At 65.3% G+C, this 12485-nt stretch carries 13 protein-coding genes; 1 reads left to right on the top strand and 12 read right to left on the bottom strand.

The window, feature by feature from the left end; genetic code table 11:
- Nucleotides 1-2: 2 nt before the first annotated feature.
- The 12 genes from mtnA to H6678_04145 all read right to left on the bottom strand — a co-directional run bounded on the left by mtnA (nucleotide 3) and on the right by H6678_04145 (nucleotide 10815).
- Nucleotides 3-1067: an S-methyl-5-thioribose-1-phosphate isomerase gene (gene mtnA, locus H6678_04200; GenBank protein MCB9472993.1), complete on the bottom strand. Its 1065-nt coding sequence runs from the start codon at nucleotides 1065-1067 to the stop codon at nucleotides 3-5.
- A 10-nt stretch (nucleotides 1068-1077) separates the two neighbouring features.
- On the bottom strand, nucleotides 1078-1995 hold the full coding sequence (locus H6678_04195; GenBank protein ID MCB9472992.1) for a sugar kinase: 918 nt from the start codon (nucleotides 1993-1995) through the stop codon (nucleotides 1078-1080).
- Nucleotides 1992-2432: a ribosome silencing factor gene (gene rsfS / locus H6678_04190; GenBank protein MCB9472991.1), complete on the bottom strand. Its 441-nt coding sequence runs from the start codon at nucleotides 2430-2432 to the stop codon at nucleotides 1992-1994. Before rsfS ends, H6678_04195 begins: the two co-directional genes overlap by 4 nt.
- Before the next feature lie 14 nt (nucleotides 2433-2446).
- Nucleotides 2447-3139: a LytR C-terminal domain-containing protein gene (locus H6678_04185; protein MCB9472990.1), complete on the bottom strand. Its 693-nt coding sequence runs from the start codon at nucleotides 3137-3139 to the stop codon at nucleotides 2447-2449.
- Nucleotides 3140-3267: 128 nt separating this feature from the next.
- Nucleotides 3268-3780: a hypothetical protein gene (locus tag H6678_04180; GenBank protein MCB9472989.1), complete on the bottom strand. Its 513-nt coding sequence runs from the start codon at nucleotides 3778-3780 to the stop codon at nucleotides 3268-3270.
- A gap of 296 nt (nucleotides 3781-4076) precedes the next feature.
- The gene (locus H6678_04175; protein ID MCB9472988.1) at nucleotides 4077-4844 is read right to left on the bottom strand and encodes an NTP transferase domain-containing protein; all 768 of its coding nucleotides are present in this window, start codon (nucleotides 4842-4844) and stop codon (nucleotides 4077-4079) included.
- 70 nt (nucleotides 4845-4914) lie between these two features.
- Nucleotides 4915-5793 (bottom strand): pantoate--beta-alanine ligase, encoded by an 879-nt coding sequence (locus H6678_04170; protein MCB9472987.1) that lies wholly within the window; start codon nucleotides 5791-5793, stop codon nucleotides 4915-4917.
- Complete coding sequence (gene panB / locus H6678_04165; protein MCB9472986.1) at nucleotides 5793-6611, bottom strand: 3-methyl-2-oxobutanoate hydroxymethyltransferase; 819 nt, start codon at nucleotides 6609-6611, stop codon at nucleotides 5793-5795. Before panB ends, H6678_04170 begins: the two co-directional genes overlap by 1 nt.
- A gap of 117 nt (nucleotides 6612-6728) precedes the next feature.
- Nucleotides 6729-8588, bottom strand: coding sequence for a hypothetical protein (locus tag H6678_04160; GenBank protein MCB9472985.1), 1860 nt, complete (start codon nucleotides 8586-8588; stop codon nucleotides 6729-6731).
- A gap of 37 nt (nucleotides 8589-8625) precedes the next feature.
- On the bottom strand, nucleotides 8626-9003 hold the full coding sequence (locus H6678_04155) for a septum formation initiator family protein (GenBank protein MCB9472984.1): 378 nt from the start codon (nucleotides 9001-9003) through the stop codon (nucleotides 8626-8628).
- Nucleotides 9004-9078: 75 nt separating this feature from the next.
- A complete protein-coding gene (eno, locus tag H6678_04150) occupies nucleotides 9079-10356 on the bottom strand; it encodes a phosphopyruvate hydratase (GenBank protein ID MCB9472983.1) in 1278 nt (425 codons plus the stop codon).
- A 150-nt stretch (nucleotides 10357-10506) separates the two neighbouring features.
- The gene (locus tag H6678_04145; protein ID MCB9472982.1) at nucleotides 10507-10815 is read right to left on the bottom strand and encodes a hypothetical protein; all 309 of its coding nucleotides are present in this window, start codon (nucleotides 10813-10815) and stop codon (nucleotides 10507-10509) included.
- 177 nt (nucleotides 10816-10992) lie between these two features.
- Here H6678_04145 and H6678_04140 point away from each other — a divergent pair, with 177 nt between their 5' ends.
- Nucleotides 10993-12435, top strand: a complete 1443-nt coding sequence (locus H6678_04140; protein ID MCB9472981.1) for an adenylosuccinate lyase — start codon at nucleotides 10993-10995, stop codon at nucleotides 12433-12435.
- The last annotated feature ends 50 nt before the right edge of the window (nucleotides 12436-12485 follow it).

Below are 12485 nucleotides of genomic sequence, written 5' to 3'. Positions count from 1 at the left end.
CATCAGTCCTTGTGGGGATGTCCGGCACCCCGGTGAGAGGTTGGCCGGGTGGCACCTTTTTCAGTGATGATGGCGGTGATCAGTTCAGCGGGAATCACATCGAATGCCGGATTCCAGCAGGCGACGTCCCCGGGGGCCCAGCGAACCGGATCCCAGCCATGACAGGCAAAGCCCCGCACCTCGGCGGGATCGCGTTCTTCGATCGGGATGTCGATTCCCTGCGGACACTGCGGATCGCGGCTGCTTTCGGGCGCTGCAACGAGGAACGGAATTTGGTGGAATCTGGCGGCAAGGGCAAGACTGTAGCTTCCCACCTTGTTGGCAGTATCCCCGTTGGCGGCGATCCTGTCAGCTCCCACGATCACTCCCTTGACCTCCAGTTGGCGCATGGCCGCCGCGGCCATGCTGTCGGTGATCAGGCGGCAGGGCACGTTTGCCCGCTGCATTTCCCAGGTGGTCAACCGCGCTCCCTGCAACAGCGGACGGGTCTCGCAGGCCAGCACCTCGATCCGGCGTCCTTCGGCGTGGGCCCTCAGCAGGGCTCCTTGCGCCGTGCCGATGCCGCTGGTGGCCAGAGGCCCGGCATTGCAGATCGTCAGCCAGCATCCATCCACAATCCAGTCCAGCGCATGCGTGCAGAGATCATGACAGGCCTGTCGGTCTTCTGCCTGGATGCGGCCGGCCTCTTCTACTGCCAGAGCGGGCCAGCAGGTTCCATCGGCTTCCTGGTCCAGTCGGGCCATGACGCGATCGACGGCCCAGACCAGGTTGACCGCCGTGGGGCGTGCGGCCCGCAAACGGGCGGCCCAGTGCCTGACCTCCGCTTTGAATGCACGTTGTGGCAAGGCCTGATGACAGGCCAACGCGACTCCCCAGGCGCCCGCCAGACCAAGAGCCGGAGCACCCCGGATCTCCAGGCGCTGGATCGCCTGCACCAGGCGTTCGCAGTCGCTGATCGGGAGTTCCTGCAGGGTGCCGGGCAGGGAGGACTGATCCACCAGCCAGATGCGGGCGTCACGCCATTCAAGCGGAGACAGCCCCAGCAGAGGCACGGGGGATGAGGGCATCTGGATTTCCTCAGGCAGGAATGGTGGTGAGAGCCCTGAAGCCCTCGAAGCGCTCGCGGGCCTGGGCAAGGTCCAGGGTACGCAGACGATTCACCGAGAAGTCCTGGACGCAGAAGCTGGCCATCGCGCTGCCCCAGGCCATCGCCCGGCAAAGCTGGCTCCAGCCCCAGGCACCATCGTGGGCCAGGCTGCCCACGAAACCGCCGGCGAAGGTATCGCCGGCACCCGTGGGGTCGGTGATGTCGGCCAGCGGCCAGGCGGGCATCGAGAACAGCCGGCCTTCGGGGCCCACCATCAGGGCTCCATGCTCGCCCTTCTTGACGATCACGGTATGCGGCCCCATCGCCTGCAGGGCCTGTGCCCCGCGCAGAGGCGAGGTTTCGCCGGTGAGCATGCGGGCTTCCTCGTCGTTGACGATGAAGATGCCCGTGCGGCGCACCACTTCCAGCAGCTCCGGACGCGCCAGGTTGATCCAGAGATTCATCGTGTCGGTCACGACCAGCTCCGGTCCGATCATCTGATCCAGCACGTTCAGCTGCAAGGTGGGCTGGATATTGGCCAGAAACAGCACCGGAGCGCTGCGCTGGTCGTGGGGAATGTGCGGGTCAAAGCTCTCGAAGACATTCAGGTCGGTGAAGAGGGTGGTGCGATCATTCATGTTCTCGTGGTAGCGTCCGCCCCAGCGGAAGGTGAGCCCGCCGGGCACCGTTTCGAGCCCGTCCAGGTTCACACCGCGCTCGGCCAGAAAGTTGATTTCGTCGCGGGGGAAGTCCCCTCCGACCACGCCCACCAGTCCCACGGGTGCCAGCAGGCTGGCGGCCGCCGAAAAGAAAAAGGCGCTGCCACCCAGCGCGTCGTCCACCCGACCGGCCACGGTCTCCACCGAGTCGAGGGCCGTCGATCCCACCACCAAAATGCTCTTGCTCACCCCTGGGCACTCCTCTTCTTGCCGGGAGCATCGGCCGTCTTGCGACGCGCCTCCGCCTGGTCCTGGGCATCCTTCAGGCTCATCGCCGTACCGGTTTCCTCATCCACAGGCATGCGGATGCCGTCCCGCCAGAGGCGTTCCAGATCGTAATACTCCCGCTTCGCGGGCTGGAAACAATGGAAGGCCACCGTGACGAAGTCGGCGATCATCCACTCGTCCGAGTCCTTCTCGGTGATGTAAACGCGCTCGCCCAGTTCGCGGGCCTGATCCACCACGAAATCGGTGATCGCGCGCACGTGCAGACCCACGCTGCCGGTGCAGATCACCAGAAAATCGGAGACATCGGACAGGCCGCGCACGTCCAGCAGCACAATGTCTTCCGCTTTCTTGGCCCAGGCCATGCGCGCAAGGCGACGGGCCAGATAGATACTCTTCAAGACAGACTCCCGCTTCAGTTGCCGGCGCCCAGTGCGCCGATGGTGCGATGATCGACACCGATCACCACAGTCACGTCCACATCCACCAGCTCCCGGTCGGGCTTCAGGCTTACCCGCTCGGAACCCAGCCCCAGATCACTGGCCACCTGGAGAGCGGCGGCGGTATCCTGGATCCGGCTGTACACGCGCGTGTTCCCGCCGCGTTCCCGCTGGGAATTGCCCGTCTCACGCACATCGTAGCCCTTGCGGCTGAGGGTCTCTCCGCCCCGGGCCGCCAGTTTGGACACATTGGTCGCGTTCAGCACCTGGATCCGGATGCTCGAGCGCTTGATCACGGGCGGTGGTGCAACCGTCGGGGCGGGCGTTTCCGCGAGCGCGACGGACTCGGTGGGCGCGTCCACGTGATCGGCCAGCAGCGAATCGGGAATCCCGCCCACACTGTCGATCACGGCCTCCGCCACGGTTTCGCCAGCACGTTCCGGTGGGGAACTCTCACTCGTGAGGGCTTCGTGAACCGGCTGTGATTCCTGGCTTACCTGCTGGGCCGCCGACAGCGGTGGCTGCCCACGGAACAGCAGCAGCAGAAGCAGCAGGGTGTTCAGCAGGCAACTTGTGGTACACAGGATCAGCAGAAAGTTGTGATTCCCCTGACGGGATCGACTGGCACCGGTGGGGTTTCCCGAATCGGCATCACGCTTGAATGACATGGCTCCCACACAAAAAAGTGAGCGACCAGAAGCCGCTCAGCCGGTTGGATTGATTCTGTTGAACGGGGCCCGCACGAGCCAGAACGGCGGGCAAGGACAAGACGAGGATGGACAGCAATTCCGGTGTGTCATTCTCCGCCGCGAAAACCACTGTATCCAAGGCCGCTGGATCCCGACCAGGGCGACCAGGGTGTCGTGGGCGAGCCCATGCCGCGGAACACGCCGACCTGGAGGTGCAGATTGTCGGTCGGGCTCCACATGAATTCGGCTCCTCCAACCAGATCACTGCCCGTTGCCGCGGGATTGTAGCTGTTGTAGGTGGTGTTGAGCACGCCCATGTGCAACTTGAAATCGGTGCGCTGCCCCAGACGCATGTCCATTGAATTCATGAACAGTCCCTGCCCCACGCTGCCGCCCCCGCCACTGGCCATCCCGTAGCTCAGGCTGTGGCTCCACTGGGTGCGCGAAGGGTCGAACAGGGGAGAAATGCCCCGATTGAACGAGGTGCCCGGATTGAGCACGATTCCCGAAAGGCCGGTGCGGGACGGCGCATCGCGATAGGGTGCACCCGCCAGAACCGCGGAGCTGGCCAGCAGCACTCCCAACCCGGCCAAAGCCAGTGGATGGCATGTGGTTCCCATGTGCGTCTCCCTCTCTGCGTCCCTGCCACATGATTGCCGGCGGCAGTGGCGCCAATTAAACATTGCCCCGTCACCCTGACAACTGGCTGCCCGCGGTGCGGGCAGCTCCGCCCTTTTGCCCCCGCCGGCGGGCGGGGGAAAAAGGGCGGGCGCTTCGGCGATGCCTCGTGGTGCGGGCAGCTCCGCCCTTTTTGCCCCCGCCGGGGGGCGGGGGAAAAAGGGCGGGCTCTTCGGGAAAGCTGCTCAGTGCGGGCAGCTCCGCTCGTGCGGTCACATCGTCGATTGATGACTCAGATTCAGCGGCGGGCGCGGAGCAGGGTTTCGACTTCGGCCAGTTGGTCCACGGTGTTGACACCGTTGATTTCGTTGGGGTCGGCGGCGATCACCGCGCCCACGGAGTGCCCGTCTTCCACCAGAAAACGAACCACATCGGTGAGGTAAAGTTCCCCCTGGGAGTTGTTGCTGTCCAGCTTCTTTATGTACTGGAACAACAAGGAGATATCGAAGACGTAAATCCCCGAATTGATCTCCTTCACCGCGCGTTCGCCGTCGCTGGCGTCCTTGTGTTCCACAATGCGCCGCACGGCGCCGTCGGCGTCCCGGATGACCCGGCCATAGCCGGTGGGATCGTCAAAAAGTGCGGTCAGCACGGTGGCCTGCCGGCCAGCGGCCCGATGCTCCCTGAGCAGGTCGGCCAGTGTCTCGCCACGCAGCAGAGGCACATCCCCGGACAGCACCAGCACATCTCCCCTGGCGGAGCCGAATGACGGTGCGCACATCTGCACGGCATGCCCCGTGCCCTTCTGCTCGGCCTGCACGGCGAATTCCACCCCGCGTGCGCTGACCGCATCGATGACCGCCTCGCGCTGATGGCCCACCACCACCACGGTACGGCACGAGCCGGCGGCCCGGGCCTGGTCGATGACCCAGTCGATCATGGGACGCCCCAGGGCCGGGTGCAGCACCTTGGCCAGATCGGATTTCATGCGGGTACCCTTGCCCGCTGCCAGAATGATGACGGAAAGTTCCTGTGTCAACGTGCGTCTCCCGGTGGCTTGATTCATGGTCCGGCCCGCTGTGGCGGACACTGTGTCATCGGCAGGGCAGGCCCGCACCTTGGCCGGGCTCGGTCAACTAGATCTCCAGGTGGCCATCCCCACGGATGAAGACATTGTCGATCAGGCGCGCCGGCCCTACCTGTACGGCGGTCAGCAGGGCCGTGCGGCGCGAAAGCGGCCGGTCGCTGCGCAGGGTGAAGCTTTCCCAGTCGATGAATTCCAGATACTGGGGAGCCCGCAGGGGGTGGTCGGCAAGCGAGCGCAGGGTGGCCTGGCGGATCGCTTCCAGAGGTTCGCCCTCGATGGTGCGCTTCGCGGCCGCCTTGAGCAGCCGGTTGATCTCCCCGGCGGCCTGGCGTTCCCTTGGATCCAGATAGGTATTGCGCGAACTCATGGCCAGGCCGTCAGCCTCGCGCACCAGCGGACCTTCGTGGATCTGGATCGGCATCTCCAGATCCTTGACCATGCGCTGGATCAGCCAGAGCTGCTGGGCGTCCTTGCGCCCGAAGATGGCGTGATGAGGTTGCACCCAGTTGAGCAGTCGCCAGACAATGGTCAGCACACCGCGGAAATGCCCCGGGCGCCAGGGCCCGCAGGCATGTTTCACGGCCTGACCCGGTTCGATCCAGGTGTCAAAGCTCGCCGGGTAGACTTCCTCGGCCTCGGGGTGAAAGATCACGTCCACCCCGGCCCCGGCGCACAGCGCTGTGTCACGTTCCAGATCACGCGGGTACTTGGCCAGGTCCTCGCCCTTGCCGAACTGGCTGGGGTTCACGAAAACCGAGACCACCAGCCTGTCGCACTGCGGCCGCAGCAGCTCCATCAGGCGACGGTGTCCCTCGTGCAGAAAACCCATGGTGGGCACCAGTCCAATGGTCAGGCCCGCCGAATGCCAGCCCGCGCGCTGCAGGCGCATCTCGTCCAGGGTCCGCAGAAGACGCGGAGTGTCGCTCATCAGACTTCATCCTTCCCGGGAAACTCGCCGGAACGCACGGCCGTGGCGTAGTCTCCCACGGCCCGGCGCACATCCTCGGCCAGATGGGCGAACTGACGCACGAAGCGTGGTTTGAACTCTTCGAACAGGCCCAGCATGTCCACGTTCACCAGCACCTGGCCGTCGCAGTCCACACCGCTGCCGATGCCGATGGTGGGGATCCGCAGTGAGGCGCTGATTTCCCTGGCCAGTCCCGGTTCCACCTTCTCCAGCACAAGCGAGAAACAGCCCGCATCCTGCAGGGCCAGTGCGTCGTGGCGCAAGGTCTCGGCCTCGCTGGTCTCGGTGCCCCGTGTGCGGTAACTGCCCAGACTGTGAATGCTCTGGGGAATCAGCCCCAGATGGCCCATCACGGGAATGCCCGCGTCCACGATGCTGGCGATGGTGGACGCGATGGCTCCACCGCCTTCGATCTTGACCGCCTGCACACCCGTTTCGGCCAGCATCCGGCCACAGTTGGTCAGGGCCTGTTCGCGCGAGATCTGCACGCTGAGAAAGGGCATGTCCACGATCACGAAGGCGCGCTTCACACCGCGTGTGACACAGGCCGCGTGGTACAGCATCTGCTCCATGGTCACGGGCAGGGTGGTCTCGTGTCCGGCCACCACCATGCCCGCGCTGTCGCCCACCAGAATCGCATCGACGCCGGCCTGGTCCTCGAGGCGCGCGAAGAGGGCGTCGTAGGCCGTGAGCACCACGATCTTGTTGCCTTCCTGCTTGCTCCGGGCGAAGTGCTGCACGCTCAGGCGACGCGGGCTGCTGGATTTCTGCTGGCTCATCTGGGATTTCCTGGCTGCGGACGTGCGGATCATCTACGGGTGAAAACAGGCGCAGAACTTACGAAGCCTGAGCTTGCGGGCAAATCGGGTGAACAGGCAAAGCCCGCCCGCGACGAGTCAGAATTCAAGGCGCAGATTCAGGGTGGCCCAGAGATTCCAGTCGCGCCGCGCGTTGTCATCCACGCGCTCGCCGAACAGGGTCAGGCTGGAACTGAGCCCCTGACGCATCCACTCCAGTTCCAGATCCGGCCCCCGGCGGAACAGGTCGCGGCGTTGCAGGCGCTCGCGCTGGCCCTGGTCCAGTTCCCAGACATAGTCCCGATGGCTGAACCAGCGCAGGCCCGGCGCCAGCAGCAGGCCTGCGCGCTGCATGCGCCACTGCAGGTGCAGCTGGCGTTCGTTGGCGGAATCGGAGAGCAGTTCCAGATGACTCTGGCGCAGGTAGCGTCCGCCATCTTCCAGCACCAGCCCGGCCCGCACGCGCAGGCGCTCGCGCCAGCCCGGAAAGAAGGACAGGCGCCCGATCAGAGGAAAGGGGGCGCTCAGCAGGGTTTCCTCCAGGATCCAGCGCCGCTGAAGAGTGCTGCGCGGATCTTCGACGGATTCATACTGGAACAGTCGGTAGGCCGCCAGCGTGCGTGCGCTGCCCTCGAGGCGCCAGGCCCCCTGAGGAGCCAGTTGGTGCCGAAACTCCAGCAGCCAGCGCCGGTTCTCGTGGTTGGCCGAGCTGCGACTGGCCTGCAGATGCTGTTCGCCCATGCGGGCCAGACCTGCGGAGAGCCAGATCCGGGCCCAGGGCCCCAGCTCGTGACGCCACCCGGAGAGCAGATCCAGGGCCAGGCGATCGGTGTAATCGGCATCGCGGACCTGTTCGCCGCGTTGCTGGTCCGTGTCGCGGCGGCGCAGTTCCAGGCTGGCGCCCACCCCCAGACTGTCGGCCCCCTGCTGCCAGCTCACTCCACTGTCCACTCGATTGGACAGAATGCGGCTCAGGGTGGTCTGCAGAGCCTCGCCCGGGGAGCGATAGCGGCTGTCCTGGCGCTGGCGGCGCAGTGCGAAGCCCAAGCGTCCTTCCCAGGGTCCCCACCAGGCGCGCTGGCTGAAGCGCGCCTCGAAACCAAGATCCTCGTGGCGACTTTCGCGAGTGGGCTGGCTGAGCGCCGCGGTGACCTCGGCCGGGGTTTCCCAGGGCAGACGATCCTGGCGCAGGCGCCAGACATTGGTTTCCAGTCGGGATTCGCTCCAGTCCACGGGGCGGCTCAGCAGGGTGTTGCCGAAAGTGGTGGATACCTCGGTGCGCCGTTCCAGCTGGCGGGACTCCGTGTCCAGGTACAGATCCTCGCGCTGGTACTGCAGGGCCAGCCGGGCGTCGTCCCGCGCGATGGGGCTGGCTCCGTAGTGGGCGTCCAGCGAGAGATCGGCTCCGCGGTTGCGCCGACGGTCCAGATTTTCCAGTCGCCCCGAACTCTGCCCGGCCCAGTTGAAGGGACCTTCCTCACCACGGCTCTCGCCCGAGAACCGGAACAGGGGGCCGCCTTCGGTGCTTTCCCGCCGGGCATCGCCACCGACACCGGCCAGGGCTTTCACCCGGGCCAGCGGCCAGCGATGGGCCAGGCCGGCCGCCAGATCACCCTGGAGAGTACGGCGCCGTTCGCGGTCGCCCTGGAAAGTCTCCGAGAAGGCGCTGTTGCGTCCTTCCAGCAACCAGCTCCAGTCCCCGGCCGGACGTTCCCAGCCCAGCACCAGACTCTGCTGCAGGCGCGCGCTTTCCTTGTTGTATTGGCGAAATCCCTGACGGACATCCAGTTGCAGTTGCAGACGCAGGGTGTCGGCCCAGAAAGGCTGTTCCAGGCGGGAATCGAGGGTAATGGTGTGATACTCGAGCCCGCGCTCCAGTCGGGCTCCCAGGCCCGGAATGCGGGCCAGCGCGGGAGAAGCCAGCAGCAACAGCAGAGGCAGTATCGCCTTCCCTCTCATGACCGGAGCGGACGGCAGCGAGGTGCGAACCGGCAGCTCACCTCGGCTCCGCGGGAGGGTCCGTGGAGGATCCGGATTGGTCGGGACCGGGAATCGGCTCGCCGCGTCGCTGATCGTTGAGGCGTGTGGTATCCTCGTCGGTCACCAGATAGTAGACCTCGTCGCCGGGACGCACCATGCCGATCTTGCGGGCCTCTTCCTCCAGCAGACGGGGGTCCTTGCGGCGCAGGGCATTGATCTCGCCCGAGATGCGCTCATTCTCGCCTTCCAGCTGGAGCTTGAGCCCCTGCAGCGAATCCAGTCTGGCGTGATACCCGCGCTGTTCCAGGAATCCTCCGTCAAACAGCAGCAGCCAGGCCAGCAGTGGCACGGCAGCAAGCAGCATCCAGCGGTATTTGGGCGAGAGAACGTTCACAGCGGCCTTTGAAGCGATGGCCGGCGCGCAGCAGGTTGCGCGCCGGCGCGATCAATCGAATCCTTGAATGCCGCCCTAGCGCCAGATGGAGCCGTAATACACGGCGGCGTTGCCGAGGGCTTCTTCGATGCGCAGCAACTGGTTGTACTTGGCGATGCGATCGGTGCGGCTCAGCGAGCCGGTCTTGATCTGGCCCGCGTTGGTGGCCACCACCAGGTCGGCGATGGTGGTGTCTTCGCTCTCGCCGCTGCGGTGGCTGACCACGCAGGTGTAACGGTTGCGCATGGCCAGGCTCATGGCGTCCAGGGTTTCGGTGAGGGTCCCGATCTGGTTGACCTTCACCAGCAGGGAATTGGCCACGCCCTTGTCCAGGCCCATCTGCAGGCGCGTGACATTGGTGACGAAGAGGTCGTCGCCCACCAGCTGCATCCTGCTGCCCAGAGCGTCGGTCAGCAGCTTCCAGCCGGTCCAGTCGCTCTCGTCCATGCCGTCTTCAATGCTCAGGATCGGGTACTTCTTCGCCAGTTTGGCGTAGAACTCGACCAGCTGCTCGGAGGTGTATTCCTTGTTCTCGCCGGCCAGCACATAGCGCTTCTTGCGCTTGTTGTAGAACTCGCTGGCGGCGCAGTCCAGAGCCAGGAAGATGTCCTTGCCCGGCTCGTAACCCGCGCCCTCGATGGCGGCCACGATCAGGTCCAGCGGCTCGGTGTTGCTGCCCAGGCTGGGGGCATACCCGCCCTCGTCGCCCACGGCTGTGCCATAGCCCTTCTTCTGCAGCACCTTCTTCAGCGAGTGGAAGGTTTCGGCCCCCATGCGCAGGGCTTCGGAGAAGCTGCTGGCCCCGCGCGGAATGATCATGTATTCCTGGATGTCCACGTTGTTGTCGCTGTGGGCACCGCCGTTGAGCACATTCATCATCGGCACGGGCAGCACGTGGGCGTGCACGCCGCCCAGATACTGGTACAGCGGCAGCTCGGCGGCGTCGGCCGCGGCGCGCGCGCTGGCCAGCGACACTCCCAGCAGGGCGTTGGCGCCCAGTTTCTTCTTGTTGGCCGTGCCGTCCAGGGCGATCAGGGCATGATCCAGTTCCACCTGGCTGCTGGCGTCCATGCCCAGCACGGCGGGAGCGATCAGCTCGTTGACGTTGTAGACCGCCTTGCTGACACCTTTGCCACCATAGCGCTTGGCATTGCCGTCGCGCAGTTCCATGGCTTCGTAGGCGCCCGTCGAGGCTCCGCTGGGCACGATGGTGCTGCCGAATGCGCCACCGGAAAGCTGAACTTCCACTTCGATGGTGGGATTGCCGCGGGAGTCGAGTACCTCGCGTGCGTGTACATCAATGATCTCGAACATGAAATCCTCCTCAGGGGGTCTAAGGTCCGTTGCGGGAACACGGGGCCAAGGTAGGAATGCGCCCCGGATTGGGCAGGCCGTCAATGGCTGTCTCACGAAAAACCCCGGCGGAGGGCGTCGGGGTTCTTCTTCAATCAAGGTCGGGTGGGATCAATTGGGTTCGCTGGGGGCGGGGCGCTTCAAAATCATCACCGTGGCTTCGCCGCAGGCTCCGATGGCGCAGACCATCCAGCCTTCATGCTCGCGCTGGAGCAGGATCTTCTTCAGGGTGTCGTCCTTGCGCCCGGTGACCGCCACCACCTGATGGCTCCACTGCTTGCCGTCCTTGAACATGAACAGCCGCTCGCCCGAGATGTTGCCCATGCCCACCACGCTGTATCCCAGCGCTTCATGTTCGACCAACAAGGATTCCAGTGCTTCCCGGTTTCGTAGGTCGGGAGCCAGGATGGTATGCTTCATGGGGTTCCTCGCAAGGGGAGATCACAGTACCTGCCAGTGCATTTATCGACAGACGCCCCCCGCGAATCCATTCCGGCGCACGAGAAAATGACAGGGAACTCCCCCCGGAGCCGGGGAGCGCCAACCGGAACGCATGACTATCTTGGGCGGTCATTCACACAATCCGGGACCCGCCCCATGAATTCTCCGCGCGATCGCTTCGAAAACCCGCTGACCGCCCGCTACTCCAGTGCGGAGATGAGCCGCATCTTCAGCCCCGACACCAAGTTCCGCACCTGGCGCAAGCTCTGGATCGCTCTGGCCGAGTCCGAACAGGAACTGGGTCTGGAGATCAGCACGTCCCAGCTGGAGGCCATGCGCGCCACCGCCGACGAGATCAACTACGAGGTGGCCGAAGCCCGCGAGCGCGAGACGCGCCACGATGTGATGTCCCACGTGCACGCCTGGGGCCTGCAATGCCCCGAGGCCGCGGGCATCATCCACCTGGGGGCCACCAGCTGTTTCGTGGGCGACAATACCGACCTGCTGCAGATGCGCGAAGGACTGCTGCTGCTCCAGCGCCGTCTGCTGGGTGTGATCCGGCGGCTGGCTGCCTTCTGCGCCACCTGGGCCGACACACCCACTCTCGGCTACACCCACGCCCAGCCCGCCCAGCCCACCACGGTGGGCAAACGCGCCAGCCTCTGGCTGCAGGACCTGATGATGGATCACGAAGACCTGGAGCAGCGTCTGGCCTGCCTGCGCTTCCGCGGCGTCAAGGGCACCACGGGCACCCAGGCCAGCTTCCTGACCCTTTTCGAGGGCAACGAGGAGAAGGTGCGCCAGCTGGACGAGCGTGTCGCACGCAAGATGGGCTTCGAGCGGCTCTGGCGTGTCACGGGACAGACCTACCCGCGCAAGGAGGACGCGCGCATCATGGACTGGCTGGCCGGGCTGGGCCGCAGCGCCCACCGCATCACCAACGACCTGCGTCTGCTGCAGCACCTGAAGGAGATCGAGGAGCCCTTCGAGAAACACCAGATCGGCAGCAGCGCCATGGCCTACAAGCGCAATCCCATGCGCAGCGAGCGGATCAGCAGCCTGGCCAAGTTCATGATGGCGCTGCCCGCCGGGCTGGGCGCCACCGCCGCCACCCAGTGGTTCGAGCGCACCCTGGACGACAGCGCCCAGAAGCGCATCGCGATTCCCGAGGGCTTCCTGGCCGCCGACGCGATCCTGCTGATCTTCCAGAACCTCTTCGACGGGCTGGTGGTGTACACGGGCGTGATCCAGAAACACCTGATGGCCGAGCTGCCCTTCATGGCCACCGAGACCGTGCTGATGGAGTCGGTCAAGCGCGGCGGCGACCGCCAGCGCCTGCACGAGGTGATCCGCCGCCATTCCATGGCCACCGCACGCCGGGTGAAGGAGGAAGGCGGCGACAACGACCTGCTGGAACGGCTGGCCAACGACCCCAACATTCCCTTCAGTCTGACCGACCTGACCGTGATGATGAACCCGCGGGCCTTCACGGGACGCGCGGGCAACCAGGTACGCGAGTTCCTGGCCGCCGAGGTGCAGCCCCTGCTGGACGCCCACCCCGAAGCCGCCGAGAACGACACCGTGGATCTGCGGGTCTGAGCGCCTTGGAAACCATGTCTCACGAACGCCCGACGGGCAGAACGCGAGCC

The organism is Candidatus Delongbacteria bacterium (assembly GCA_020634015.1).
GTDB lineage: Bacteria > CAIWAD01 > CAIWAD01 > CAIWAD01 > CAIWAD01 > JACKCN01.
This window is presented reverse-complemented; position numbering and strand designations above follow the sequence as displayed.